Annotated in this window: 32 protein-coding genes; 15 read left to right on the top strand and 17 right to left on the bottom strand. The window is 69.6% G+C overall.

The annotated features are described in order from the left end of the window. Positions 1-5: 5 nt before the first annotated feature. Together AFR_RS01225 and AFR_RS01220 are read right to left on the bottom strand one after the other, a co-directional pair. Positions 6-359, bottom strand: a complete 354-nt coding sequence (locus AFR_RS01225; RefSeq protein WP_023357467.1) for a hypothetical protein — start codon at positions 357-359, stop codon at positions 6-8. Between the two features lie 4 nt (positions 360-363). After that, entirely contained in the window at positions 364-813 is a 450-nt protein-coding gene (locus AFR_RS01220) for a TetR/AcrR family transcriptional regulator (RefSeq protein ID WP_023357466.1), read from the bottom strand. Between the two features lie 128 nt (positions 814-941). Between AFR_RS01220 and AFR_RS01215 the strand changes: the two genes are divergently transcribed. After that, entirely contained in the window at positions 942-1,718 is a 777-nt protein-coding gene (locus AFR_RS01215) for a L,D-transpeptidase family protein (RefSeq protein WP_023357465.1), read from the top strand. On the opposite strand, the gene sthA is transcribed toward AFR_RS01215, so the two are convergent. Further along, positions 1,719-3,122, bottom strand: coding sequence for a Si-specific NAD(P)(+) transhydrogenase (gene sthA, locus AFR_RS01210; RefSeq protein ID WP_023357464.1), 1,404 nt, complete (start codon positions 3,120-3,122; stop codon positions 1,719-1,721). A 46-nt stretch (positions 3,123-3,168) separates the two neighbouring features. Beyond that, positions 3,169-3,609, bottom strand: coding sequence for a hypothetical protein (locus AFR_RS01205; protein ID WP_023357463.1), 441 nt, complete (start codon positions 3,607-3,609; stop codon positions 3,169-3,171). A 245-nt stretch (positions 3,610-3,854) separates the two neighbouring features. On the opposite strand from AFR_RS01205, the gene AFR_RS01200 reads away from it, so the two are divergent. Next, the gene (locus tag AFR_RS01200) at positions 3,855-4,616 is read left to right on the top strand and encodes an alpha/beta fold hydrolase (RefSeq protein WP_023357462.1); all 762 of its coding nucleotides are present in this window, start codon (positions 3,855-3,857) and stop codon (positions 4,614-4,616) included. A gap of 82 nt (positions 4,617-4,698) precedes the next feature. Beyond that, positions 4,699-5,358 carry a fasciclin domain-containing protein gene (locus AFR_RS01195; RefSeq protein ID WP_052359283.1) on the top strand — a complete coding sequence of 220 codons (660 nt, stop codon included), beginning with the start codon at positions 4,699-4,701 and terminating at the stop codon, positions 5,356-5,358. A gap of 1 nt (position 5,359) precedes the next feature. Here AFR_RS01195 and rho read toward each other — a convergent pair whose 3' ends face one another. The 7 genes from rho to AFR_RS01160 all read right to left on the bottom strand — a co-directional run bounded on the left by rho (position 5,360) and on the right by AFR_RS01160 (position 12,212). Then, positions 5,360-6,577 (bottom strand): transcription termination factor Rho, encoded by a 1,218-nt coding sequence (gene rho / locus AFR_RS01190; RefSeq protein ID WP_023357460.1) that lies wholly within the window; start codon positions 6,575-6,577, stop codon positions 5,360-5,362. Between the two features lie 198 nt (positions 6,578-6,775). After that, a complete protein-coding gene (locus AFR_RS43250) occupies positions 6,776-8,113 on the bottom strand; it encodes a methyl-accepting chemotaxis protein (RefSeq protein ID WP_193786346.1) in 1,338 nt (445 codons plus the stop codon). Between the two features lie 216 nt (positions 8,114-8,329). Next, complete coding sequence (locus tag AFR_RS01180; protein WP_023357458.1) at positions 8,330-8,650, bottom strand: hypothetical protein; 321 nt, start codon at positions 8,648-8,650, stop codon at positions 8,330-8,332. A 46-nt stretch (positions 8,651-8,696) separates the two neighbouring features. Next, on the bottom strand, positions 8,697-9,905 hold the full coding sequence (locus AFR_RS01175) for an ABC transporter permease (protein WP_023357457.1): 1,209 nt from the start codon (positions 9,903-9,905) through the stop codon (positions 8,697-8,699). Continuing rightward, a complete protein-coding gene (locus AFR_RS01170) occupies positions 9,902-10,594 on the bottom strand; it encodes an ABC transporter ATP-binding protein (protein WP_023357456.1) in 693 nt (230 codons plus the stop codon). Before AFR_RS01170 ends, AFR_RS01175 begins: the two co-directional genes overlap by 4 nt. Next, entirely contained in the window at positions 10,591-11,655 is a 1,065-nt protein-coding gene (locus AFR_RS01165; protein WP_023357455.1) for a peptidoglycan-binding protein, read from the bottom strand. The genes AFR_RS01170 and AFR_RS01165 overlap by 4 nt, the downstream gene beginning before the upstream one ends. Next, positions 11,655-12,212 carry a hypothetical protein gene (locus tag AFR_RS01160; protein WP_148307839.1) on the bottom strand — a complete coding sequence of 186 codons (558 nt, stop codon included), beginning with the start codon at positions 12,210-12,212 and terminating at the stop codon, positions 11,655-11,657. Before AFR_RS01160 ends, AFR_RS01165 begins: the two co-directional genes overlap by 1 nt. A gap of 117 nt (positions 12,213-12,329) precedes the next feature. Here AFR_RS01160 and AFR_RS01155 point away from each other — a divergent pair, with 117 nt between their 5' ends. From AFR_RS01155 to AFR_RS01130, 6 genes are read left to right on the top strand one after another with little or no spacing between them, the layout of a single operon-like run. Beyond that, positions 12,330-13,004: a response regulator transcription factor gene (locus AFR_RS01155; RefSeq protein WP_023357453.1), complete on the top strand. Its 675-nt coding sequence runs from the start codon at positions 12,330-12,332 to the stop codon at positions 13,002-13,004. Continuing rightward, positions 13,001-14,410 (top strand): sensor histidine kinase, encoded by a 1,410-nt coding sequence (locus tag AFR_RS01150; RefSeq protein ID WP_023357452.1) that lies wholly within the window; start codon positions 13,001-13,003, stop codon positions 14,408-14,410. Before AFR_RS01155 ends, AFR_RS01150 begins: the two co-directional genes overlap by 4 nt. Continuing rightward, on the top strand, positions 14,400-15,281 hold the full coding sequence (locus AFR_RS01145; protein ID WP_063749569.1) for an aminoglycoside phosphotransferase family protein: 882 nt from the start codon (positions 14,400-14,402) through the stop codon (positions 15,279-15,281). The genes AFR_RS01150 and AFR_RS01145 overlap by 11 nt, the downstream gene beginning before the upstream one ends. Continuing rightward, a complete protein-coding gene (locus AFR_RS01140; RefSeq protein ID WP_023357450.1) occupies positions 15,278-15,781 on the top strand; it encodes a DUF4279 domain-containing protein in 504 nt (167 codons plus the stop codon). The genes AFR_RS01145 and AFR_RS01140 overlap by 4 nt, the downstream gene beginning before the upstream one ends. A 54-nt stretch (positions 15,782-15,835) precedes the next feature. After that, entirely contained in the window at positions 15,836-16,036 is a 201-nt protein-coding gene (locus tag AFR_RS01135; protein ID WP_023357449.1) for a hypothetical protein, read from the top strand. An 18-nt stretch (positions 16,037-16,054) separates the two neighbouring features. After that, positions 16,055-17,023, top strand: a complete 969-nt coding sequence (locus tag AFR_RS01130; RefSeq protein WP_041840500.1) for an aldo/keto reductase — start codon at positions 16,055-16,057, stop codon at positions 17,021-17,023. On the opposite strand, the gene AFR_RS01125 is transcribed toward AFR_RS01130, so the two are convergent. Next, complete coding sequence (locus AFR_RS01125; RefSeq protein WP_023357447.1) at positions 16,974-17,735, bottom strand: HD domain-containing protein; 762 nt, start codon at positions 17,733-17,735, stop codon at positions 16,974-16,976. The two genes, AFR_RS01130 and AFR_RS01125, sit on opposite strands and share 50 nt — an antisense overlap. A 69-nt stretch (positions 17,736-17,804) precedes the next feature. Here AFR_RS01125 and AFR_RS01120 point away from each other — a divergent pair, with 69 nt between their 5' ends. Further along, positions 17,805-18,698, top strand: coding sequence for a LysR family transcriptional regulator (locus tag AFR_RS01120; protein ID WP_023357446.1), 894 nt, complete (start codon positions 17,805-17,807; stop codon positions 18,696-18,698). Between the two features lie 4 nt (positions 18,699-18,702). Here the strand turns inward: AFR_RS01120 and AFR_RS01115 are convergent, their stop codons facing one another. Genes AFR_RS01115 through AFR_RS01105 form a run of 3 tightly spaced genes read right to left on the bottom strand, consistent with a single transcriptional unit; the run spans position 18,703 to position 20,636 of the window. Further along, positions 18,703-19,704 carry an SEC-C domain-containing protein gene (locus tag AFR_RS01115; protein ID WP_023357445.1) on the bottom strand — a complete coding sequence of 334 codons (1,002 nt, stop codon included), beginning with the start codon at positions 19,702-19,704 and terminating at the stop codon, positions 18,703-18,705. 49 nt (positions 19,705-19,753) lie between these two features. Continuing rightward, a complete protein-coding gene (locus tag AFR_RS01110) occupies positions 19,754-20,161 on the bottom strand; it encodes a VOC family protein (RefSeq protein ID WP_023357444.1) in 408 nt (135 codons plus the stop codon). Positions 20,162-20,201: 40 nt separating this feature from the next. Then, positions 20,202-20,636 (bottom strand): helix-turn-helix domain-containing protein, encoded by a 435-nt coding sequence (locus tag AFR_RS01105; protein WP_023357443.1) that lies wholly within the window; start codon positions 20,634-20,636, stop codon positions 20,202-20,204. Between the two features lie 96 nt (positions 20,637-20,732). On the opposite strand from AFR_RS01105, the gene AFR_RS01100 reads away from it, so the two are divergent. From AFR_RS01100 to AFR_RS01080, 5 genes are all read left to right on the top strand, one after another. Then, positions 20,733-21,335, top strand: a complete 603-nt coding sequence (locus tag AFR_RS01100) for a DUF2975 domain-containing protein (RefSeq protein ID WP_084297875.1) — start codon at positions 20,733-20,735, stop codon at positions 21,333-21,335. After that, positions 21,335-21,595, top strand: a complete 261-nt coding sequence (locus AFR_RS01095; protein ID WP_023357441.1) for a helix-turn-helix domain-containing protein — start codon at positions 21,335-21,337, stop codon at positions 21,593-21,595. The genes AFR_RS01100 and AFR_RS01095 overlap by 1 nt, the downstream gene beginning before the upstream one ends. 78 nt (positions 21,596-21,673) lie before the next feature. Further along, positions 21,674-22,114, top strand: a complete 441-nt coding sequence (locus tag AFR_RS01090) for a YciI family protein (protein WP_023357440.1) — start codon at positions 21,674-21,676, stop codon at positions 22,112-22,114. 30 nt (positions 22,115-22,144) lie between these two features. Then, positions 22,145-23,425, top strand: coding sequence for an RNA polymerase sigma factor (locus AFR_RS01085; protein WP_023357439.1), 1,281 nt, complete (start codon positions 22,145-22,147; stop codon positions 23,423-23,425). A 7-nt stretch (positions 23,426-23,432) separates the two neighbouring features. Continuing rightward, entirely contained in the window at positions 23,433-24,023 is a 591-nt protein-coding gene (locus tag AFR_RS01080) for a TetR/AcrR family transcriptional regulator (RefSeq protein WP_023357438.1), read from the top strand. Here AFR_RS01080 and AFR_RS01075 read toward each other — a convergent pair. Continuing rightward, a complete protein-coding gene (locus AFR_RS01075) occupies positions 24,020-25,102 on the bottom strand; it encodes a Gfo/Idh/MocA family protein (protein ID WP_023357437.1) in 1,083 nt (360 codons plus the stop codon). The two genes, AFR_RS01080 and AFR_RS01075, sit on opposite strands and share 4 nt — an antisense overlap. Beyond that, positions 25,099-25,824: a sugar phosphate isomerase/epimerase family protein gene (locus tag AFR_RS01070; protein WP_023357436.1), complete on the bottom strand. Its 726-nt coding sequence runs from the start codon at positions 25,822-25,824 to the stop codon at positions 25,099-25,101. Before AFR_RS01070 ends, AFR_RS01075 begins: the two co-directional genes overlap by 4 nt. Positions 25,825-25,830: the final 6 nt, after the last annotated feature.

Below are 25,830 nucleotides of genomic sequence, written 5' to 3'. Positions count from 1 at the left end.
CCGGCTCATCGGACCAGGGCCTGCTCGATCAGGTCGACGGCCGCGCGGGGGTCGTCGACCTCGATGACCAGCCGGGCGTATTCGGCGTCGTCGAGCTGGATGACCACGGCTTTGTCCGCGTCCCGGACGTCCCAGAAGACCCGCTCGCCGTCCGCGTGGAACGTCCCCGCCACGATCACGCCCGGCACGTGGGTGCCCGGCGCGCGCAGACCCTTGGGCTCGCGGACGATGCCGGGGTCGAAGGTCGCGCCGCGGACGTGTGTCAGCGGCACGGTGATCCGGCTCTTGAGCGCCCACATCTTGTTGAGGCCCTCGATGTCGACGATCAGGTCGTCGCCCTCGATGCGTACGTGCGCCATGACGTCACTCCCCCTCATTGGTCGTTCGCGTTGCCCTCGCGCGCAGCAGCAGGCCGAGCGCCTCGTCGAGGCCGGGCCGGGCGTCGTCGAGCAGTGCCAGCGCACGACTCGTCTCGGCGGCGACCTCGGCGTCGACCGGTGCGCGCTCGACCAGGGCCAGGAACAGCAGTCCGAGATCCGGCCCGGACGCCACGATCCGGTGAACCGCCGTCACGGGATCGTCCGCCGCCGCGAACACCTCGGCCGCCGCGACAACGTCACGGGCGACGTGCTGCCGCAACGCGGCCAGGTAGAGACCGCGCTTGCTGCCGAAGGTCTTGTAGAGGCTGCCGCGGTGCACACCCAGATGGCTGACCAGGTCGTCGACCGAGGTGCCGTCGAAGCTCTGCCGTCCGAAGAGCACCACGGCCGCCTGGACGACCTGCTCCTCGTCGAATCCCCGTGGCCGGCCCATGACCCCACCCTAGGTCGTTTGAGAACGTTCAGTCAAGAACAATCGTTCTTAAACTGATGACACTTGCCGGTAGATTGGCCTCTCGAGAAGTTCTCGCGTGTGACCATGAAGTAGTCGAGGGAGGCCTGGTGCGGAAAGCTCTGTCGTTCGCAGCGGCGATCGCTGTCACCGCCACCTTGGCCGTCGGCTGCGACAGCGGCGGTTCCGATCAGGCCGCGGCGCCCCCGCCCGCGCCCTCCTCGGCACCGGCCTCACCTTCCGTGCAGCCGACCACCCCGGCCGCGCCGAAACCCAAGCCGAAGCCGAAGCCGCTGAAGCTCAAGACCGGCGCAAAAGGCGCTGAGGTCGTCGCCCTGCAGGAGCGGCTCAACGAGCTCGGTTACTGGAACGGCAAGGCTGACGGCAAGTTCGGCGGCCAGACCCAGCAGGCGGTCTACGCCCTCCAGAAGGCAGCCGGCCTCGGCCGCGACGGCACGGTCGGCCCCAAGACCAAAAAGGCCCTCGACCAGGGCGTACGCCCCAAGGCGAAGAGCACCGACGGGTACGTCATCGAGATCAGCCTCAAGCGGCAACTGCTGATGCTGGTCAAGGACGGCAAGGTCAGCGAGGTCTTCAACACCTCGACCGGCTCGATGGAGAACTACGAGCAGGAGGGCAACACCTTCCTGGCCGACACCCCGAGCGGGAAGTTCAAGGTGTCCCGCCAGATCGACGGCTGGCGGCACGCGCCGCTCGGCCTGCTCTGGCGCCCGAAATACTTCAACGGCGGCATCGCTGTCCACGGTGCGAACAGCGTGCCGCCGTATCCCGCGTCGCACGGCTGCGCGCGGCTGTCGATCTCGGCCATGAACTGGCTCTGGAAGAACGACAAGATCCCGATCAGGACCAGGGTCTGGGTGTACTGATCAGCCGTCGATCCGGGTGATGTTGCGGATCTTGTTGCTGGCGTCCAGCGCGGCCACCTTGTAGGCCTCGGACAACGTCGGATAGTTGAACACCGCGTCGACGAGATAGTCGACCGTGCCACCGCAGCCCATCACCGCCTGACCGATGTGCACGATGTCGGTCGCCGCGGTGCCGAACACGTGCACGCCGAGCAGCCGGCCGTCCTCCGGCGAGACCAGAAGCTTGAGCATGCCGTACGAGTCACCGACGATCTGGCCCCGCGCGAGCTCGCGGTAGCGGGCGATCCCCACCTCGAACGGTGTCGCGGCGTCGGTCAGCTCGTCCTCGGTCTTCCCGACGAAGCTGATCTCCGGGATCGTGTAGATGCCGATCGGCTGCAGCTCGTGGATCTCGCGGATCGGTTCGCCGCACGCGTGCTGGGCCGCGAGCCGCCCCTGCTCCATCGACGTCGAGGCGAGGGCCGGGAAGCCGATGACGTCACCGACCGCGTAGATGTTGTCGACCGCCGTACGGTAATTGGTGTCGACCGCGATCCGGCCGCGCTTGTCCGCGCTCAGGCCGGCGGCCTCGAGGGCCAGGTCATCGGTCTGGCCCTGGCGGCCGGCCGAATACATCACCGTGTCGGCGACGATCTTCTTGCCGCTCTTGAGGATGCACAGCGCGGCGGTCGAGTGCCGCTCGACGGACGCGACCTCCTCGCCGAACCGGAAAGTCACCGACAGGTCCCGCAGGTGGTATTTCAGCGACTCGACGATCTCTTCGTCGCAGAACTCGAGCATCTTGTCGCGCCGCTCGACCACGGTGACCTTGGTGCCGAGCGCGGCGAACATCGAGGCGTACTCCATGCCGATGACGCCGGCACCGACCACGACCATGCTGCGCGGCACGGCCTGGAGGTTGATGACACCGTCGGAGTCGACGATGGTCCGGTCGTCGAAGTCGACGCTGTCCGGTCGCGCCGGCCGGGTGCCCGCGGCAATGATGATCTTGTCTGAGGTGACCTTCGTGTCGCGGCCCGTGCCGCCATCGATCCAGATCGAGTGCGCGTCGGCGAACCGGCCCGTGCCGGTCAGCATCTCGATGTGGTTGCGGGCGAGCTGGTTGCGGATGACGTCGGTCTGACGGGTGATCACGTGCTGGGTCCGCGCGGCCAGATCGCTGACCGTGATCTCGTCCTTGACGCGGTAACTGCTGCCGTACAGGTCACGCTGGCTCAGGCCGGTCAGGTAGAGCACGGCCTCCCGCAGGGTCTTGGACGGGACGGTGCCGGTGTTGATGCACACCCCGCCGATCATGTCGCGGCGGTCGATGATCCCGACCCGCTTGCCGAGCTTGGAGGCTGCGATGGCGGCCTTCTGACCACTGGGCCCGGAGCCCAGCACCAACAGGTCGTAGTCATACACGAAGGTCAGCGTGGCAGGATCTCCGGGCCAGCGCTACGGGCCAGCGCTATTGCGCGTTTTCGCACATGACCTTGATCGGCATATCGGTGTCCGGAACGTGTCCGGGCGGCCACGGCGACCCGTAGAGCTCGGTGCACATGACAACGGTCATCCACGGCACCCACGGGCCGCGCAGCATGATCGGCTGGGCGCCCTGGAAGTAGAGGTTCACGGACCAGTCGAGCGGGTTCGGCTGCACGAGGATCAGCGACCGGAAGTCGTACGAGGTGTCGCCGAGCACGAGCCGCTGGCTGGTGACGATCGCCGCCTGCCGCCTGCCCTCGTGCCAGCCGTCCTGCTCCTCGGTGCTGCCCTCGGTGAAGAACAGCCCGCCGCTCGCGAAGATGCTGCTGCTGTAGTCCACCTTGGTGGAGAAATAGGCCGACACGTCGACGAGGAAGGAGCCGTACTGCTTTTCGCCGACACCCAGCCGGATCGTCGGAGCCACGGCGGCCGGGTGACCACCCCTCTGCACATGCCGGACCAACATGGACATAGAACGCCAACCGGCATCGGTCTGTTCGGCGTTGTACACCCTCGGTGCTTCGGATTTCACCTACAGAGACTGGCACGCCGAATTGGTCGATCACCAGCTACTTAGCTCTGCCGTGAGCTGAATTGTCCGTAGCGAGGAGGTTAGCTGGCCGAACGTCCGGTGTGCACCCGCCGCGGGAAGGAACCGATGATGGGGACATGCAGCGTGTCAAGATTGATCATTTGTCCTGCCTCGTGACAGGATCCGGACCCCCGCTGGTCCTACTGCACGGTCTGGCCGGCAGCGCCGCAGAGATGATGGCCGTGTCACTCCCCGGCCGGCGCCTCATCGCCCCGGATCAGCGCGGGCACGGCCACAGCGTCCGCCGGCCGGACGACCTCTCCCGCGAGGCCTACGTGGAGGATGTCGCCCGCGTGATCACCGCCCTCGCCGACGGCGGACCGGTCGCTCTGGCCGGCCAGTCGATGGGCGCCCACACCGCGATGCTGACCGCGGCGCGGCACCCGGGCCTCGTCGACCGCCTGGTGATGCTCGAGGGTGGTGTCGGCGGCAGCGTGGACGACTACCCGGCCCGGCTCGGACAGTGGTTCGCCTCCTGGCCCGTGCCGTTCCCGACGCGGGAGGCGGCGGTCGACTTCCTGGGCCCGGGATCGCTCGCGACGGCCTGGGCGGCCGAGCTGGAGGAGCACCCGGACGGTTTCCGGCCCCGCTTCGACGCCGACATCATGGAGGCCGCGATCCGCCCGGTCGCCGAGACCGCCCGCTGGACGGAATGGCAGCAGGTCCAGGCACCGACCCTGATCGTCCGGGCCGCCGAGAGCCGCAATCCGGACGAGGAGATCGCCCGCATGGCCGAGCTGCGCCCGGGGACCCGAGTGGTCACGATCCCCGACTCGGGCCACGACGCCCACCTCGACCAGCCGGAATCCTGGGCGAAGTTGCTGCGCGACTTTCTGTGACGTGCATCCAGGCGTCCCGGTGCGTGCGAACTCCAGTCGGCGGCATTCGCCGCTGATCGGTCGCATGACGAAAGGCGTGTTGATGAACATCGCTCGATTGGCCACCCGCATCGCCGCGGGGGCCACGGCCACCGTTCTCGCCTCGGTTGCACTCGGGGCGCCCGCGCAGGCTCATGGCAAGACCAAACCGCTGGGCACCAAGTCGCTGGCCGCGGTGCTCACCGCGGACAAGAGCGGTTTCGACCGCAACTCGCGCGACTTCGACGTACTGACCGCTGCTGTGCTCGCGGTGCTCGACGCCAAGCCGAACAGCCCGGTCAAGGTGCTCACCGACGGCACGGTCGCGCTGACCGCGTTCGTGCCGAACGACGGTGCGTTCCGGCAGCTCGCCAAGGAGGTCACGAAGAAGCGTTCGCTGCCGACCGAGCAGCAGGCGTTCACCACGGTGGCCGGTCTCGGGATCGACACCGTCGAGGCCGTCCTGCTCTACCACGTCGTGCCGGGCGCGACCGTGGACAAGAAGGCCGCGCTCAAGGCGGACGGCGCCAAGCTGACCACCGCCGCCGGCTCGAAGATCACGGTGGATGTGTCGCGCTGCTGGTACCGCAGCCCGCGCGTCACCCTGATCGACGCCGACCGCAACGACCGCAACGCGCAGGTCGTGGTCTTCGACATCAACAAGGGCAACAAGCAGATCGCGCACGCCGTCGACCGGGTGCTGCGCCCGGTGGACCTGCCCTGATCTAGCTCTGGGTACGGGCAGCCCGGCGCAGGAACTCGGCGTTCGAGCTGGTCGCCTTGAGGTGTTCGAGGAGCTGCCGCAGGCTCTGCTTGCGGTCCTCGCCGCTGAGCGCGCGACGGAGCTGGTGCATCAGGGCCAGCTCCGTCGGCCCGACGAGTGCCTCGTCGTGCCGGGTGCCGGAACTGGTGACGTCGACGGCCGGGAAGAGCCGGGACTCGGCGAGCGTCCGGTCGAGCTTGATCTCGGCGTTGCCGGTGCTCTTGAACTCTTCGAAGATGACGGTGTCCATCGCCGAACCGGTGTCGACCAGCGCGGTCGCCAGGATGGTCAGCGAGCCACCGTTCTCAATGTTGCGGGCCGCGCCGAGGAACCGCTTCGGCGGGTAGAGCGCGGTCGAGTCGATGCCACCGGACATCGTGCGTCCGCGGGCCGGCGCCGCCAGGTTGTAGGACCGGCCGAGCCGGGTGATCGAGTCGAGCAGGACAACCACGTCCCGTCCGGCCTCCACGAGCCGCTTGGCCCGCTCGATGGCCAGCTCCGCCAGCGCGGTGTGGTCGGTCGGCGGCCGGTCGAACGTCGCCGCGATGACCTCACCCTTGACCGAGCGCTGCATGTCGGTGACCTCTTCGGGCCGCTCGTCCACGAGCACCAGCATCAGGTGCGCCTCGGGGTTGTTCGTCGCGATCGCGTTGGCCATCGCCTGCAGAACCATGGTCTTGCCGGCCTTGGGCTGCGACACGATCAGCGCGCGCTGCCCCTTGCCGATCGGCATGACCAGGTCGATGACCCGGGTGGTGAGGATGTGCGGCTCGGTTTCGAGGCGCAGCCGCTCCTGGGGGTACAGGGCGGTCAGTTTGTAGAAGTCGGGCCGGCGGACCGCCTGGTGGGGGTCCTGGCCGTTGATGGTGGCCACGTCGAGCGTGGCCGGCTTGCGGCCGCTCGGCACGTGGGCGATGCCGGTGACACGGTCACCGCGGCGCAGGCCGTGGGCCCGCAGCTGGTTGGAGGCCACCGGGATGTCGTCGGGGCCGGGCAGATAACCGTCGGCCCGCAGCCACGCCTTGTCGTCGACGATGTCGAGCAGGGCGTCGACCGCGACGTCGGCGCTGGGTGCGCCCGGGCCGGTCTCGGCGGGGCGGTTCCGCGGCCCCACGCCGGAAGGCCGGCGGCGGGTCTGCGCGGTGCGGCGTCCGCTGGAGCGAACGTCTGAGTCTGTCATGTGAGGTACTCCTCATTTCGGGGTGCGCGAATACGCGCGAGCGAGGCTGCGAAACATCGCCGGCAGCCGTGCGCCTGCAAAGAAAAAGGGGCCGGTCCTTGTAACTCGGCCGTTGGGGGTGCCTGGGGGGCTTCTGTGCCGCCTACTGCCAGGTCCCGACTGCGCTAAAGGTAGCGCGACGGGGCAACCGCCACAAGCTTAACGACCGGCGCGTGCCAGGAGATCCATCGCCTCGTCGTACGAGGTGACGTAGTGCGCGGCCATGCCGGACGCCGTACCCATGCGCTGCATCTGCATGGCGATCAGCGGGTTGGCCACGATGTGCACGGTCGCTTCGGCGCCCTGTTCCACCACCAGCCCCATGAGCCGCCCGTGCACCTTTTCCACCTCGGGATCCTTGGCGGGCCCGAGCCGGCTCATGTCGACGACGTTCCACCATCCGGGGCGGTTGTCGAGGATCGCGGCCCGCAGCTCGGTCTCGTACGGCCGGGCGATCGCCATGTCCCAGGCGCCGAAGATCTCGAAGTGGAAGTAGTTCCGGGCCCGGTCCCACCCACGGATGACGTAACCGGCGGCGGCTTCCGTTTGTTCCGGCAGGGTCAGCCAGCCGATACCTTGACGCAGGTCACCACCGAGCCGCTGCATCTCCACGACCACCCGCCGGCTCGTGTCCGCAGCCTCGGAGGTCGACCGGGCCAGCCCGGCAACGGCCGACGCGGCCCCGGCCACCCGCCGCATCTCACCGGTGATCCCGGCAGTCATCCTGTTGAGCTCGGCCGTCGTGAGCGACTGCTCCTCCACCGCCGCGGCGATGGTGTGCTGAAACTCCGCAACCCGCCCGATGACCCCACGGATCTCCCCGATGGCGGTCACCGCGGTCTCGGAGTCGTTCTGAATGACACCGACAGCGGTGGAGATCTCCTCGGTCGCCCGCGCGGTCTCCTGCGAAAGATCCTTGACCTCACCGGCAACAACAGCAAAACCCTTGCCGGCATCCCCTGCCCTAGCCGCCTCGATCGTGGCATTGAGCGCCAGCAGGTTCGTCTGCGCCGCCAGCTGCGTGATCACCCCGACGACATCACCGATCCGCGCGGACGACTCCCGCAGACTCCCGACCCACACACTGGTCCGCCCCACGGTCGCCACCGCCTCGGCGATCATGGCGGAGGCCGCGGTAGTGGTCCGCGAAATCTCCTGCACCGCGGACGCCATCTCCCCCGCCGACGTGGTGATGGCACCCACACTCTGCGAAACGGACTCCGCGGACTCCGCGATCGTCCCCGCCTCGTCACTGGTGCTGCGAGCCCCGGCAACAATCGTGTCGCCCGCCCGACCCATCTCCTCCGCGGCAACACCGACCATGGCGACGGCAGGCACGGCGGGTGCGATCCGGCCCGCAAGCGTCCCGATCGCCGCCCCCAGAACCCCACCCCCGCCCAGCCCGGTCCCCCGCAGATCACCCCGGTCCAGCGCGGCGGCGATCCCCGCGACCGCCTCGAACTCCAGACCCACCTGCCGCGCCGCACGCTGCTGCACGACAAGCAAGATCAGACCCACCACTGCGTACGCACAAAGCCCCGCACCGATCCCGGCCCCACGATCGACAGCAACAGCCAGCACAACACCGGCAATCAGGGCCACCCCGACCGACAGAACATTTTTGGAGCCCATGACCCACCTGTTCCGCCGCCCGATTTATCCACAAATGATAAATCCTCAGCCCTTCCCAGGCACCCGATCACGATTGCCGGCTCACCCCACAACGCTGCGGTAGAGAAACCGCCACTGCGGGAGTGACGCCAATCGACTCCGCACCTCGTCAGGCCGGTCGGACTTGTCGACGAACAACAGATACCGGCACTCCGGGAAGCCGGGTTCCTGGTGGTACCGATCCTCGCCATCCCGCAGGTCGTTCGACTGGAGCCGGAGCTTGCCGGTGCCGATCCGCGCTGCCCGGTAGCTGCCTCGGTAGTCACTTTCGTGCAGAGCCCATTCCACCCCGAGCGCCTCGGCGAGCCGCTGGGGCTGATCGCCGAGGCCGGGCTCGCCGTATCCATATACGTCGTAGATCACAGTGGGCTTTCCGTGGGTCTTGCCGGCTGCCGTCCTCTCATGGGTATCAGACCGTTCTGAGGGCTTCGGTGGGTGAGAGGCGGGAGGCGCGGACCGCCGGGTAGAGGCCGGCCGCCGCCCCGATCAGCACGGCGGCAACCACACCCCCGGCCATTCCCACGTACGGGATGAGCACGTCCCACCCCCGGAGGAGGTCGTAGCCCGCTGTCACCAGCGCGCCGAGGATTGCTCCGCCGAGGCCGCCGAGGGCTGAGAGGAGGAGGGCTTCGGCCAGGAATTGGATGCTCACGTGCCGGCGGGTGGCGCCCAGGGCCCGGCGGAGGCCGATCTCGGAGCGGCGTTCCAGGACGGAGATCACCATGACGTTGGCGATGCCGACGCCGCCGACGAGGAGGGCGACGGCGCCGAGGGCGAGGAAGAGGCTGGTGAAGGCGTTGCTGGCTGCGGCTCTGGCTTCGATGGCGTCGGAGGGGCGGGAGACCGTGACCTGGTCCGGGTTGGCCGGGTTGGCGGTGGCGGCGACCACCGCGCGGACGTCGTCGACCGCGTCCGGGTCGCTGCGGATGTAGACGGTGCCGGGTGCCTCGTCGGTGTTGAACTTCGAGGCGGCGATCGGGCGTCCGATGAGGACGCTGCGGTCGATGTCCTGGGCGAGTTCGACGGACTCGAGGATGCCGATGACGGCGAACCACTGGTCGCCGACGTAGATCCGGGTGCCGTCGGCGACCTCGGTGATGCCGAGGCGTTCGGCGGCGACCGAGCCGAGCACCACGACCGGCAGGGCGGCGCGGGCGGGGTCGAGCCAGACGCCGTCGGCCGGCCGGGCGGCCAGGGTGTCCAGCAGGGCCGGGTCGGCTGCTTTCACCGCGATGCCGCCGGTGTGCGTCTCCGGCACGAGGTCGGTACGCCGCACCGTCGCGTCCACCGGGGTGACCGACGCGACCTGCTCGACCGGTGTGATGCGGCGCAGCATCGTTTCCGTGCTGGTGGGGAGGACCGCGGTGGTCCCGCCGCCGCCGATGCCGGTGCCGGCTTCGACGGTGAGCATGTTGGTGCCGAGGCGGTCGAGGGACGACAGCAGGTCGGCTTTGGACGACTCGGAGATGCCGAGCACGGACACCATCGCGGCGATGCCGATGGCGATGCCCAGGGCGGACAGCGTTGCTCGCATGCGGCGGGTCCGGAGGCCGATGGAGCCGACCCGCAGCAGGTCGCCGGGGTGCAGGGAGCTGCGCCGCACTGTCAGGGCGCTCATGAGGTGAACGCTCCGTGCTCGATGCGGCCGTCACGGACGGCGACCTGGCGGGGCAGGCTCTGCGCGATCTCGCGGTCGTGGGTGATGACGACGATGGTGGATCCGGCGGCGTGGAGTTCGTGCAGCAGCCCCATGATCGAGGCGCTGGACGCGGAGTCGAGGTTGCCGGTGGGTTCGTCGGCCAGCACGACCGCGGGGTCGCCGACCAGCGCCCGGGCGATCGCGACGCGTTGGCGTTCGCCGCCGGAGAGTTTCTCCGGGTTGTGGTGCAGGCGGTGGCCGAGGCCGACACGGTCGAGGGCGGCGGCGGCCCGGTCGCGCCGGGCCTGGCGGGCCACGCCGTGGTAGAGCAGGCCGTCAGCGACGTTGTCCAGTGAGGACATGCCGGAGAGCAGGAAGAATTGCTGGAAGACGAACCCGATCGCGTTGCCCCGCAGTGCGGACAGGTCCTGGTCGGAGAGGTCGGACACGTCGTGCCCGGCGACCTTGACCTGTCCGCTGGTGGGCCGGTCGAGGGTGCCGACGATGTTCATCAGGGTCGACTTGCCGGAGCCGGACGGGCCGACGATGGCGAGCAGTTCACCGGCCCGGACGGTCAGGTCGACGCCGTGCAGGACCCGGGTCGGCGGGTCGGTCGGGTATTCCTTGACCACGTCCCGCAGCTCGAGGACCGTTTCGCGCGCGCTCACTGCGGCACCACAACCTCGAGACCCTCCTGTACGCCGGCACCGCTGATGCCCGCGTAGGCGTCCGTGATCGTGCCGGTCTCGACGCCGACCAGCCGGTAGCCGGTGGGCCGGGCCGGGTCGACGACCTGGACGGCGTAGCCACCTTCGGCCAGCGCGAGCAGCGCCGTGACGGGTACAGCGAGCACGTTGTCGTCGCGCGACTGTTCGATGGTCACGGTGACCGAGCCGCTGTCGTAGTTCTTCGCGTCCGCCGGTCTGGTCAGGGCCACCACCATCAGCACGGTCGGGTCGGCATCCGGGTCGGCGGCGCTCGTCTGTGCGTCGGTGCCGACGCTGGTGACCTTGCCCGGGGTCTCCTTGCCGTCGGGCAGGCTGACCGTGACCGCGTCCTGGGCGGCGACGAGGTCGGACTTGTCGACCTCGAGGTCGACCTCGGCCACCTTCGAGGTGGAGCTGACGGTCACCACCGGCGAGGTGATCTGCACCTGGGTGCCCACCGACACCGCGCGGCTCGACACCCGCAGCGGGCCGGGCGCGAAGACGACGTCGCCGAGTTCGACCGTGCCGTCGGGCTCGGCGCGTTTCAGGTCCTCCTCCCAGTTCTCGACGGCGTCGGCGGTCGCCGCGGTGAAGTTGTCGTCGACGGTGAGGTCGTCGCCGTAGCCGAGCGCCACCAGCGCTTTCTCCAGCTGTTCGATGTCCGCGCCGTCCGGGGAGGCGGTGCTCAGCCTGCGGTACGCGGGAATCTTGCCGGTCAGCAGCACGGTGGGTTCCAGGTCGACGCTGTAGAGCTTCTTGCCCTGTTTCACCACTGCGGCCTCGGCCGGGAGGTACGTCACGACACCGCTGCGGTGGGCCGTCAGGTCACGCTTGTCGGCGTACCCGAGGTCGCCCTTGACGTCCTCGGTGACGGCCAGGTCCCGCTTCGCCACCTTGGCCGTTCCGGTGGCTGCGCCCGTACCGGAAGGGGTGGTGGTGTCGGTGCCGCGCTGCGTGACGATGAGCGCGCCGGCCGCGGCCAGGGCGACCACCGCGCCGGTGGCGAGGAGAACGCGGCGCATCAGTTGCCGCCTCGCGCGTCGGTCCAGACCTTCTGGCAGACCTCGAGCGCCGCCGCGACCTTCGGGTCGTCACGGTCGAGGTCGGCGAAGGGACCACCGGCCGAGCCCAGTTTCGACACGTCGGGATCGGCCATCTGGATGCCCTCGCCGCGCATGCACTGCGCAAATTTCAGCGCGACGTCCTGGAGTTCGGACTGGTCCATGTCGGTGAAGCCGGAGATGAATCCCTCGGGCAGATCACCGCAGACCTTCTGCGCCTCGGTGACCTTTTCGCGATCGATGGTCTGGCCGTTCGCGGGCCGGCCGAAGGTGATCTGACCGTTGGCGTCGACAGTCGGATCGGGCACGTCGGCGCCTTCCTTGCGCAGGCACTCGACGTAATCGGCCAGTTCCTTCTCCAGGTTTCCGGAGGCTTTTGCGCTGGGTGCGGTCGTCGCGGTGCCGTCGTCGAGCGTGGCGACCCGGCTGCCGCCACCGTCGTCACCGCAGGCGCTGAGCGTCAGGGCCGCGGCGGCCAGGAGTACGGGAAACATGCGGAGGCGCGTTCGGAAAGTCATGCCGCAAACGCTCGCGGTCGCCGCTAAGAAGCCCATGAACCGGCTCTGAGATTTTGGTGAGTTCGTTTCTCACCCTTCTCTTATTCTCCGTACGCGCACAGCGGCGACAATCGGTGAATGCGTGTGCTGGTGGTGGACGACGACCCGGATGTTCGCGACAGCCTGCGCCGGAGCCTGTCCTTCGAGGGTTACCGGGTGACCACGGCGGCCGACGGCGTCCAGGCGCTCGACTCGGTGGCCGGCGCCCGCCCGGATGTGGTGGTGCTCGACCTCCAGATGCCGCTGCTCGACGGCATCGAGACGTGCCGCCGCCTGCGGGAGCAGGGCAACGACGTGCCGGTGCTGATGCTGACCGCCCGCGACGGCACGCGCGACCGGGTCACCGGGCTCGATGCCGGCGCCGACGACTACCTGGCCAAGCCGTTCGCGCTGGAAGAGCTGTTCGCCCGGCTGCGCGCGCTGCTGCGCCGGCCCCGGCAGCCGGAGGGCGAGCTGCTCCGCTTCGCGGATCTGGAGCTCGATCCGGCCACCCGGGACGCGAGCCGGGCGGGCCGGGCCATCACCCTGACGCGTACGGAGTACGACCTGCTGGAGTTGTTTCTGCGGCACCCGAGGCAGGTGCTGACCCGGCAGCAGATCCTCGCCGAGGTCTGGGGTTACGACTTCGATCCGGGGTCCAACACCCTCGAGGTCTACATCGGTTATCTGCGCCGCAAGACCGAGCAGCACAATCCGGTACGCCTGGTGCACAACGTCCGCGGCGTCGGATACACGCTGAAGGTGCTGTCGTGAGGTGGCAGCCGGGTCTCAAGGCCCGCCTCGCCCTGATGAGCGCGACCGCCGTGGCGCTGGCGATCGCCGTGGTCAGCGTGCTCGCCTGGTGGGCCACCGACCGGACGATGCGCTCGGAGATCGACCGCACGCTGACGAACAGCCCGCTGTCGGCCCGCTTCGAGCAGCGCGGGTCGTTCGACGTGCAGGATCTCTGCACCATCGGGCCGACCTTCGGGGCGATCCTGCAGCGTGGCATCGGGGCTGTGCAGGTCGTCCGGGCCGACGGCACCAGCTGCGCCGTCGCCCAGGAGGCCGCGATTCCCGTGACCCGCGAGGACATTGCGGTGGCCGCCGGCGGGGAGGCGACTGCACCCCGTGACGCCGAGACGACCACCGGCACCCATGTCCGGGCGATCACCTTCCCGCTCCGTGACGGGTACGCCATCACCGTCTGGCGTGATCTCACCGAGCTGGACAACACGGTGCGTACGTTGTTCCTGGCGTTGTTGATCTCCGGTGGTCTGGGTGTCCTCGGTGCGCTCTGCGCCGGACTGGTGGTGGCCCGGGCCGGCCTGCGCCCGCTGGACAACCTCACCGACGCCGCCGAACACGTCGCCGCGACGCAGAACCTCAACGTCCCCATCGCGGTCACCGGCACCGACGAGGTCGCCCGCCTGGCGCTGGCCTTCAACCGGATGACAAGCGCCCTGGAAGGCGCGCGGCAGCGTCACAACCAGACCATCGCGGACGCCAGCCACGAGCTGCGGACCCCGCTGACGAGCCTGCGCACCAACATCGAGCTCCTGGTCCGCAGCGAGGACCAGCAGCGTGCGCTGGCACCCGGCGACCGGCGCGACCTGCTGCGCAGTCTGTCGGGGCAGCTTCAGGAGCTCACGCACCTGACCAGTGAGCTCAGTCTGCTGGCCCATCAGGAACCCGCCGTCGAGCAGGTGCCGGTCGCCGTCGACGAGGTGGTCCGGCGGGCGGTGCAGCGGGCGTCCCGTCGCGGCCACCACACGATCACCACCGACCTGCAGCCCTGGACCGTACGCGGAGACCCGGCCGCCCTGGAACGAGCCGTCCTCAACCTGCTGGACAACGCGGTGAAGTTCTCGCCCCCGAAGTCGGCCGTGGCGGTGCGGCTGCGACAGGGCCTGCTCGAGGTCGAGGACCAGGGGCCGGGCATCCCCGAATCCGAGCACCGGCAGGTGTTCCAGCGTTTCTGGCGGTCGCCGTCGGCCCGCGCGTTGCCGGGCAGCGGACTGGGGCTGGCGATCGTGGCCGACGTCGCCGAGACCCACGGCGCCCAGGTCGGCGTCACCGCCTCAGCGACCGGTGGCGCCATCGTGTCGATCCGCCTGCCACCGTTTAATGCCTTGAGCGGCGATGCGGGACGCGGCGATACTCCGGCGCATGCTGTCTGAGCCCGAGGGTCTGACCATCGCGGAACTCCTCGCGGGTCTGGCCCAGGGCTGGGGCATCAACGCCCGTTCCGCCGAATACCTGCCGGTCGGCTTCGGCAGCTACCACTGGCTGGTGGCCGGTCACTTCGTCACGGTGGATGCCTTGGAGGACGAAGCGGCGTACACGTCGCTGTGCCGGGCCTTGGAAACGGCCCGGGCGCTGCACCTGGACTTTGTGGTCGCGCCGCTGCCGACGACGGCCGGCCCGGTGGTGTGGCGCCTCGGCCCGCGCTACGCCCTGTCGGTCTACCCGGTTGTCGAGGGCGACGCCGGTGACTTCGGGCCCCACCGCCCGGACGACCTCCCCGAGGTCCTCGAACTCCTGACCGCCCTGCACCGGGCACCGATCCCGGACTGCACCGAACGCGCCGACCTGGCCCTCCCCGGCCGCTCCGCGCTGGCCGGCCTCGACAGCCCGTGGACCGGCGGCCCGTACTCCGAGCGGGCCCGCCACCTGCTCGTCGAGCACGCGGACGACCTCGCCGCGCTGCTCGCCGAATACGACGCCCTGGTCGAGCAGGTCCGTCCTACCGGCGCCCGGTGGGTGGTCACCCACGGCGAACCTCACCCCGGCAACTTCCTGCGTACGCCGGCAGGCCTCGTTCTTGTCGACTGGGAAACCGCCCGGATCGCACCGCCGGAACGCGACCTGTGGTTCGTCGTCGAAACCGCCGGCGATCCAGTGGCGCTGGCGTTGTACCGCCTGCGCTGGAAGCTCGCCGACATCGCCGCCTACGCCGGGGAGTTCCGCCGCCCGCATGAAATCACCGACGACATCACCGCATCCTGGACGTATCTCCAGGGGTATTTCCCACTACGCTCGCCGCAATGAATGACACCGATACGGCGGCGGCCGGCTGCACCCAGCGCGCGTACCTGTACCTCGAACGCGACGTGGCCACCGACGGCCCGCCGTACAACCCGGCCGAGCTGGATCTGATGGCCTTCGAGCCGGACGAGGTCACCCGTCTGCTCGGCCTGGACCCGACCGCCACCTGGCGCCGCGGCGACCCTCACCCGCAGTTCCCGGCTCCGCGCCGCTTCAGCGGCTGGAACTACGAACAGCCGGCCCGGGTCACGTACGCGACCGAGGACGTGGTCACGGCGATGCTCGATGCCGTCGAGCCGCACGCCGAGGGGCTCGTGAACGCCTGCAAGACGCTGGGCATGCGAGCAGCGATCATGGTCGTCATCGAGATGCAGGGCTCCCGCCAGAACGACGGCGACATCTCGATCTCCACCCCGGCCATCACGTACTCCGCCGCCACCCTGCGCCGCGCCGCCGCCCTCGACCTGGCCCTCAACCACGACCAGTACGTGCTGATCGACTGACCGCTCGCCAGGCACCGGGCGTAGCGCTGCGTCGAACCGGGTAAAGGTCTGCGCATGACGTCAAAGGCACAGGATCCGCGGACGACGGCCGAGACGATGCACGAGACCGCTGAGGCTCTCGAACGCAGCGAGGACATCCTGCACCGCAGCGCCGACAACTCGCCGGACGAGGCGACGCGTCACCGGCTGCACGAGCTGGGCCACGCCGTGACCCGCGAGGCCAAGGACATCGAGCGTCGCGCCGACGCCCTCTGAGACGCCTAGGCTGCCGTGATGGAGTACACGCGACTGGGTCGTACGGGTCTGAAGGTGAGCCGGATCGGGCTCGGGTGCATGAGTTACGGCCTGGCCGCGGCCGGCATGCATCAGTGGACCCTGGACGAGGATGCCGCCGCGCCGTTCTTCCGGCAGGCCGTCGAGCTCGGCGTGACGTTCTGGGACACCGCGAACGTCTATCAGGGCGGCACCTCGGAGGAGTTCGTCGGGAGGGCCGTCACGCGGTTCTCCCGCCGGGAGGACATCGTGCTCGCCACCAAGGTGAGCGGGAAGATGCACGACGGCCCCGGCGGCAGTGGCCTCTCCCGCAAAGCCATCCTCGAGCAGGTTGAAGCGTCCCTGCGGCGACTGGGCACCGACTACCTCGACGTCTACTACGTCCACCGCTTCGACACCGAAACCCCCGTCGAGGAGACGATGTCGACGCTGAACGACCTCGTCCGTGCCGGCAAGGTCCGGTACCTCGGTGCGTCGTCGATGTGGGCCTGGCAGTTCGCCAAGATGCAGCACGCCGCCGTGGTGAACGGCTGGACGGCCTTCTCGGCGATGCAGGACCAGTACAACGTCCTCAAGCGCGAGGAGGAGCGGGACATGATCCCCACCTGCCTCGATCAGGGTGTCGGTCTGACGCCGTACTCCCCGCTGGCCAAGGGTCGTGCGGCCCGGCCGTGGGGTCAGCAGACGGCACGCAGCGCCTCGGACGCCGTCGCCCAAGCCTTCGACCGCGACGTCGACGAGCCGGTGGTGAACGCGATCCAGAAGGTCGCCGAGGCCCGGGCCGTCCCGATGGCGCAGGTCGCGCTGGCCTGGGTGCTGTCCAAGCCGGTGGTCTCCTGTCCCATCGTCGGTGCCACCAAGCCGAACCACCTCGAGGACGCCGCCGCGGCCCTGGACCTGAAACTGACGTCCGAGGAGATCACCGCACTCGAGAACCACTACGTCCCTCAGGACAACTACTGGTGGTGAGGATGGCGGTGAAACGCCGTCGCGCGAGGTCGAGCTGATCGCGGATGTGGGCCTTCACGTCCGGCGGCAGCGGGGTGTCGGACCGGTCCAGCAGGTCGCGCAGCAGCGGGAGCGCCGCTTCGTACTTGCGGGCCGACCGGGCGACGACCGGCCCGATGGAGTGGATGATGCCGACGCCGTTGTCGGTGAAGTCGGACAGCTTGATCACGCGCGCCCACGGTTCGCCGGACAGAACCTCGGCGAGGTGGTCGGTGTAGTGCCGGATCCGGTCGGCGCCCTCGGGTCGCGCCGGCATGGTGACCGCTTCGACCAGGCGTGCCACCCGTCCGTTGTACCGGCCGGCGATCACCGCGAGGGCTTCGGCAACGGGCGGCGGACCGTGCCCGCTCAGCTCGGTGATCGCCCAGGACTGGTCCTCGACCGCGTCGTGGAGCAGCCCGGCGGTGAGGACGTCAGGGTCGGTGACCCGGTAGTGGCACAGCATCCGCAGCGTCACCCGGAGCACGTGATTGAGGTAAGGCTCGCGGGTCCGGCGCTGCCCGGCGTGCAACTCGGCCGCCCACGCGCAGGCGTCCGCGATCGTGGCGCGGTGTGGTTCGGGGATCCGGTCGAGCTCCAGGGACAGCCGATCGAGGAGGCCTGCTTCGCCGTACAACTCGGTCACCGCGTGCAGCGGCATCACCCGTAAGAGGTGCTGATCAATGATCGTCATGGATCGATGATCTCGGTTACGGATCTTCGTGAGAACTATGTGCTGGCGCCTCGCCTATAGGGTTGTTCTATGGCCGAGGTGCGGATGTCGTCCGACGCGCTGGCCGCGTTCGCGGTTTTTGCCGAACATCTCAACCTGACCCGGGCCGCCGAGGTCCTGCGCATCTCCCAGCCGTCGCTGCACTCCAAACTGGCGACGCTGGCCCGGCACCTCGGCCGGCCGCTCTACCAGCGCACGGGAAACCGGCTGGAGCTGACACCCGACGGGGAACGCGTGGCCCGCTTCGCGCGCGACCACGAGGAACGGCTGACGGCCTTCCTGGACGAGCTGCGCGGCACCCCGCCGACCCGCCCGCTCGTGATCGCCTCCGGGCACACGGCGTACCTCTACATCCTCGGCGACACCATCCGCACCATGCTCGGCGAACGACCCGGCAGCCTGCGACCCCTGCACACCAACCGTCATCAGATGCAGGCCGCTGTCCGCACCGGCCGCGCGCACCTCGGCGTCTTCAGCCTGCACGTCCTGCCCGACGACCTGGTGACCCTCCCGATCGCCACGTACCCGCAGGTGCTGCTGATGCCCGACGATCATCGTCTGGCCCGTAAGCGCAGCCTCGGCCTGAGCGATCTCGCCGGCATGGACCTGATCGTCCCGCCACCGGCACGCCCGCACCGGATCAACCTCGAACAGGCCCTGACCAACGCCGGTGTCACCTGGACCGTGGCCGTCGAGGCCGAAGGCTTGCCGATGACTCTCGACTTCGCCGCCCTCGGCGTCGGACTGGCCGTCGTCGCCGGCTGCGTACGCCCGGCTCCCGGCCTCACCACGCGGCGCATCACCGACCTGCCGCAGGTGACCTTCCACGCCGTTCATCGCCCCGGCGCGCTCGACGACCCGCGCACCGCAGAACTTCTCGGGCGGATCCGGGCGGGCGTACCCGCCTCGGCACGCCGGGGCTGAACGGTCAGCCGCGCGAACGCGGCAAGCAGCACTTCTTGTACTTGTTGCCCGAACCGCACCAGCACGAGCCGTTGCGCTCCGGCGGCCAGCTGATGTGACCCGGCGCGGCGGCCAGCTGCTTGGCGTACCCGGAGCGGGTCTGGGGGTCGGACGGGTCGCCGTCGCTTCCGGCGTACCGGATCAGGCCGGTGACCGAGCCGGGCAGCAGAGCCAGGCCGGTCCGGCCGGCGCCGGCCAGCCGCACCAACTCCCGCTCCAGGTGGGCGCGGTGCTCGTCCCAGGTCTCGCCGTACGCCTCGGACAGCTTCGGCTGCTCGGCCAGCAAACGGTCGAACTCGGCCTGCGGCCAGAAGACCAGATCCTCGGCCGACGCGGTGGCGGCACGGGCGGTGGTGTTGGCCAGTTTGGTCTCGAGCCGGTCGGCGAGGTTGTCGTGCTGGTCGTGCGGCAGGCCGAGAGCATGACGCGTCCGGTGCCGCTGCTGCAGCAGGAAGAAGAGCAGACCGGCATCGTCGGCGCTGGCCGGCTCGGCCGACCCGCCACGTTCGTCCAGCGCGACCTTGACGGCCTCGGTCAGCCACTCCTCCGCGACCCGGGTGCGACCACCGACCACCAGGGCGGCACTCACGTACGCCGCGGCGTCCGAATACCGGGTGAGCAGCGGGCGCAGCGGCTCGAGCTCGGCCATCGCGTCGTCCCCGCGCCCGGCCCGGAACAGGATCCGGGCGCGCAACGCGTGGACCGCCGCAACCTGGCTGTCGTCCCGCGTCCCGTACGCGTCGATCGCCCGGTCCGCGTACCGGAGGGCGGCATCAAGCTTCGACCGGCTCTCGGCGATCTCCGCGGCGAGCGTCAGGGCGTGCCCGGCGTCCCCCGGATCCGCCAGTCGCCCGGCGTCCACGGCCCCGGCCAGCTCGGCCGCAACACCGAGCGGATCAGCCGCGCCCAGGGCGGACTGCCGGATCTCATCAAGGTCAGCGCTGCTCAGATCAGCTTTTGTCGGCACGCCCGCCACGCTACTGCGACGCACGCTCCCGCGGCCGTTGATCTGAGTCTCACTTCCCCTGTTGAAGGATCCGGACGGCGTTGCCGGACGGGTCCCGCAGGCCCATGTCGGTGCCGTAGAAGTGCTCGGTGGGCTCCTGGGTGAAGTCGGTGAAACCACCCGCCCGGAGGCTCTCGAACAGCTCCTGGATGTTGCCGGTGTTGAGAACGAGACCGTTCAGGGCACCCTTGGCGACCAGCTCGCGGAGCCGCTCGGCCGTCTCTTCGTCGTGCAACGGCGGACCCGGCTCCTCCAACGAGATCTCCGTGCCGCCACCCGGCACCCGGACGGTCAGCCAGCGGTAGGACCCCTGCTGCACGTCACTGCCCTTCTCGAGCCCGAGCCTCCCGACGTAGAACTCCAGCGCTTCCTCCTTGTCGAGGACAAACAGTGACGTGACGTTCAGCTTCGTGATCATCCGGCGTGCTCCTCGACCAGGAAATGGGGACGTCGTCAGGCTAGAGAAGCGGCCCTGTCAGCGGCTTATCCGAAACTGCTCGATCCTGCCGCGGCCGCATGTTGACCAGCTGAACGCAGTGGGGTGTCACGACCGGCCCGTGTCCGCGGCGGTAACCCGAAGGTGTCTCCCCGACGATCTCCCGGAACGTCCGGCTGAAGGTCCCGAGGCTGGTGAAGCCGACATCCGAACAGATGTCGGTGACGCTCCGGCCGGTCTCCCGCAACAGAAACATCGAACGCTCGATCCGCCGCCGCTGCAGGTAGCGGTGCGGCGTCTCACCGAACACCGCGCGGAAACACCGACTGAAATGCGCCGGCGAGAGGTGGGCCACCGCTGCGATCGCGCGGATGTCGAGCGGTTCGGCGTACGCACGGTCGATCGTGTCCCGGGCACGGAGCAGCCGCCGGTTCAACTCCTCGACCGCTCGGCTCACGCCCCCATGCTAAAGAACTCCCAGCAGCACGGCCGGGTTGACAAGGTCATCGATCTTATTGATTATCGACACATCGAAAATCGATAAGGAGTTCCGTTGTCACCCTCTCGTCCCGGACGGCGCCTCGCGGGTCTTCGCGCCTTTCTCTCGGTGTTGCTGCTGCTCGACGTGCTGGCCGTCGCCGGGGCCGTCCTGAGCGTGCTCACCGGCAACAACACGACCTCGTTCGAGGTGCCGCGTGACGTGGCCTTCGGCGAGCGGTCGCCGGAGCTCGCCGGGACGCGGGTCGAGCTCAGCAGCGTCGTGGTGCGTGTCGAGGACCCTTCCGCGTACCAGCTGCTTCTTGATCTGCTGGCTCACTCGTTCGGGTTCGTTCTGGCCGCCATCCCGATGATCGTCGTCGCCCGGCGCCTGATCGATCAAGCCACGGACGACCACCCGTTCACCCCGCGGATGGTCACCGGGCTGCGCCGGCTCGGACGCCTGATTCTCGGTACGGGTGCACTGGCTCTCGTGGTCAGCAATGTCGCGGCGGTGCTGCTCGTCGACAGTGCGGGCGTACCCGGGGCCGGGTTCTTCTTCGGAGGCAACGTGGTCACCCAGCTGTGGTGGCTGCCGCTGGGTCTGGTCGTCCTGGCGTTCGCGCAGGTCCTCGAGCACGGGCAGGCCCTGCGCACCGAGCTCGACGAGGTGGTCTGATGCCGCCGGAGGAGGGCCACCGCGTCGACGTCCACATCGACGAGCTGCTGGCGGCGCGCGGGATGACGCTCACCGCCCTGGCCGACGAGGTCGGTCTCACGCTGGCCAACCTGTCGATCCTGAAGAACGGCCGCGCGCGGGCGATCCGCTTCTCCACCCTGACCGCGCTGTGCGACGCCCTGGGCTGCCAGCCCGCGGACCTGTTCTCGGTCAGGCCGGAGAACTCGCACCGGAGGAAGCCGGCCGGATCGGCCAGATAATTCTGGGAGGGTGTCGTGGGGGCTGGTTGCCGTTCGACGCGTTGGTGAGAGAAGGCACCCTGACGTGAGGAGACGACGATGCGGTTCATGGTGATCACCAAGGCCACCGCGGAGAGTGAAGCCGGCGTGCTGCCCGCCACCGAGGATTTCGAGACGGCGGGCAAGTTCATCGAGGAGCTGGTCGACGCGGGCGTGCTGCTGGCCGCCGAGGGCATCTCGCCCAGCGGTGACGGCGCCCGGATCTACTTCGACGGTGAGAAGACGACCGTGGTGGACGGGCCGTTCACCGAGACCAAGGAGCTGGTCGCCGGCTTTTTCCTGGTCGAGATGAAGTCGCTCGAGGAGTGCGTCGAGTGGTTCAAGCGCTACCCGTTCGCGCGGCTGGGTGCGGGTGAGCCGACCAACGTCGAGATCCGGCGGGTCTTCCAGGCCGAGGACTTCGGTGAGAACTTCACCCCCGAGCAGCAGGCCGCCGTGGAGGACCGGGAGCGGCGCGCGAAAGCCGCCGGGAACAGCTGAGTCGCCCGTAGCGGTGGGATAGTCGGTGCCGTGGCCACCGACACCCACCGCGCGATCGAGGCCGTCTGGCGGATCGAGTCGCCGCGGCTCATCGCCGGGCTGACCAGGCTCGTCCGAGACGTCGGCATGGCCGAGGAGCTGGCGCAGGACGCGCTGGTCGCAGCGCTGGAGCAGTGGCCGGCGGAAGGTGTGCCGCGCAATCCGGGCGCCTGGCTGATGACCACCGCCAAGCGCCGGGCGATCGACCAGATCCGGCGCAACGAGACCTACAGGCGCAAGGTCGAGGAGGTCGGCCGGGACCTCGAGGAATCCACCCCGGACATCGGTGCGATGGTCGCCGAGGACGACGGCATCGGCGACGACCTGCTGCGGCTGGTGTTCGTGGCCTGCCACCCGGTGCTGTCGACGGAGGCCCGCACGGCGCTGACCCTGCGGCTGTTCGGCGGCCTGACCACCGACGAGATCGCCCGGGCCTTCCTGGTGCCGGAGACAACCGTCGCGCAGCGGATCGTGCGGGCCAAGAAGACTCTGGCCAACGCCCGGGTGCCGTTCGAGGTGCCGCAGGGCGAGGAGCTGGCGGCCCGGCTCTCCTCGGTGCTGGAGGTCGTCTACCTCATCTTCAACGAGGGTTATTCGGCCACCGCCGGCGACGACTGGATGCGGCCGGCGCTGTGCGAGGACGCCCTGCGGCTGGGGCGGATCCTGGCCCGGCTGGCCCCGCGCGAGCCCGAGGTGCACGGCCTGGTGGCGCTGATGGAGATCCAGGCGTCGCGGACGGGCGCCCGCACCGGCCCGGGCGGCGAGCCGATCCTGCTGGCCGATCAGAACCGCGCCCGCTGGGACCAGCTCCTGATTCGCCGCGGCCTGACCGCGCTCGAACGTGCCGAGGCTGTGCTCGACGCCCGGCCCGGCCCGTACGTGCTGCAGGCGGCCATCGCGGCCTGCCATGCCCGGGCCCGCCGCTTCGAGGACACCGACTGGGCCCGCATCGCCCGGCTCTACGAGCAGCTGGCCGCGACCAGGCCGTCCCCGGTCGTCGAGCTCAACCGGGCGGTGGCCCTGTCCATGGCGTTCGGGCCGGCGGCCGGGCTGGCCCTGCTGGACCAGCTGCTGGCGTTCCCGGCCCTGCAGAGTTACCACCTGCTCCCGAGCGTGCGCGGCGACCTTCTGACCAAGCTCGACCGGTACGCCGAAGCACGCGTGGAGTTCGAACGAGCGGCCTCACTGACGCGCAACGAGCGGGAACGCGCCCTGCTGCTGGACCGCGCCGCCGCCTGTTCCTCCCGGGGACTAAAGCCTGGTGCGGCATGATTGCCGGGTGGCCGAGGGCTATCTGAAGGGCCGGATCCGTCGGGAGGACATCATCACGACGGCCGTCTCGGTGTACGCCGAGGCCGGCTATCACGGCTCGTCGCTGCGGGAGATCGCCCGGCGGTCCGGGATCACCCACGCCGGGCTCCTCTACTACTTCCCGACCAAGGAAGCGCTGCTCGCGGCCGTGCTGGAACGCCGCGACAGCGAGGACACCGAGCGCGAACACCTCGCGGTGCCACCGGGGCTCGACGCGTTGCGGCACCTGATCGCGCTGGCCGCCCACAACGTGCAGCACCCCGGGATCGTGGACGTCTACGCGCGGCTGGCCGCCGAAGCAGTCGCGGCCGAGCATCCGGCGCACGACTACTTCGAACGGCACTACAAGATGGCCCGTGACTACGCCGTGGCCTCGTTCCAGGTGCTGGCTGAGCGCGGTGAGCTGCGTCCCGGCGTCGACCCCGCGTACGCGGGACTGAACCTGGTGGCGCTGATGGACGGCCTGCAGGTCCAGTGGCTGTCCGGCGGCGGCGCGGTGGACCTGGTCGGTGCGCTGCGGTCGTACCTGGAAAGCCTGCTGGCCGTCCCGCTCGGCTAGAGCGTCCGCGCGTACGGATCAAAATCGGCCGGGAGGGCGGGCGGCGCCTCGGCCTTGCTCTGCAGTGAGATCGGCTGCCCGGCGGTCATCGACTCGTCGATCGACTGCATGGCGTCGAGGACGTGGAAGGCGAGCGCGCCGGACGCCCGCTCCGGCACACCGGCACGGATCGCGCGGGCCAGCTCGAGCACACCCGTGCCGCGGGAGGCCTGATGCCCCTCCGCCGGCAGCTCGACCTGGTCGGGCCACAGCATCGTGGGGCCGGAGAAGCTGTTCGGATCGGGGAGTACGGCTGCTCCACGCGTTCCGGTGATCTCCAGGGTCGTCCGGGGCAGCGCGGAGTCGAAGCTGAACACCACCTGCGCGGTGCCGCCGCGGTCGAATTCGAGCAGCGCCGACACGGTGGTGGGGACGGTCACGGCAAATTCCGTACCGGATCGGGGGCCGGACCCGATCGTCCTGGTCTCCCGGGCCCGGCCGCCGGCCGCGGTGACCCGGCGGATCGGGCCGAGCAGGTGAACCAGAGCGGTCAGGTAGTAGGGCCCCATGTCGAGCAGCGGCCCGCCGCCCGCCTGGAAGAGGAATTCCGGCGCGGGATGCCAGCTCTCCGGGCCCGGCGACTGGAAGAGCGCCAGGGCCGTCCGCGGCTCGCCGATCCGGCCCGCGTCGATCGCCCGCCGAGCCGTCTGCAGACCGGCACCGAGCACGGTGTCCGGCGCGCTGGCGACGCGCAGACCCAGCTCCCGCGCCCGATCCAGCAGCTTGCGCGCCGACGGACGGTCCAGGGCGAGCGGCTTCTCGGCCCAGACGTGCTTGCCCGCCCCGAGCGCGGCCAGACCGACCTCGACGTGGGCGACCGGAACGGTGAGGTTGACGACAAGCTCGATCCCGGGATCGGCGAGCAGGTCGGCCACCGTGCCCGACCGCGGAACACCGTGCTGTGCTGCCCGGGCCTGCGCCCGGCCCAGATCCAGGTCCGCGACCATCTCCACCCGGAGATCGGGGAAGCTCGTGAGATTTTTCAGGTACGTGTCGGAGATGACGCCGGCGCCGATGAGGCCGACGCGGACCGCGTTCACTCGGCGGCGCCGTTCAGGCGGGCGAAACTCGCGGCGAGGCCGTCGAAGATGTCGCCGTCGTACCGGTCGAACTCGATCACCCGCAGCGCATCGGGCGCGGCGGCGAGGATCTCGGCCAACGGCACGCGTCCCTGGCCGGCGGGGACCTGCCCCGACCCGTCGGTCGCGAGGCCGCCGTCCTTGACGTGGATCGCGTGCACTTTGTCACCGAACGCTGTCAGGAGCGCGGGTGTGTCCGCACCGCCGGCGGTCGTCCAGTAGGTGTCGACCTCCAGGACCACGGCGGGATCAAGATGCTCGGCGAAGACTTCGAGCGCGTGCCGGCCGTCGACACGTTCGACCAGCTCCCACCAGTGGTTGTGGTAGCCGACCGTGACGCCGTGCCCGGTGGCGAGCGCGGCGGCGGCGTTGAGCTCGGACGCGATGTCGCCCGGCCGCTGCCAGCGGGCCTGCTCGACCATGGGCTCGATGACCGTGCCGATGCCCAGCTCGGCGGCGGCCGCGAAGACCGCATGCTGGTCGGCACCGAGCAGTTTGGCGTGGACGGTGGGGGCGGTCAGGCCGTGCTCGGCGAGACCGGTGCGCAGGACGTCCCGGTTCTCCAGAACCCCGTAGGGCTCGACGCGGGTGAAACCGATGTCGGCCAGACGGGCGAGGGTGCGGGTGGGATCGGTGGCGAAGGCGTCACGGACCGAGTACAGCTGGACGGATAGCTCGTTCATTCCTAC

The sequence above is a fragment of the Amorphoplanes friuliensis DSM 7358 genome, from assembly GCF_000494755.1.
GTDB classification, from domain to species: Bacteria; Actinomycetota; Actinomycetes; order Mycobacteriales; family Micromonosporaceae; genus Actinoplanes; species Actinoplanes friuliensis.
Note: the sequence above shows the minus strand (reverse complement) of the source record. Positions and strands in the feature narration are given on the sequence as shown.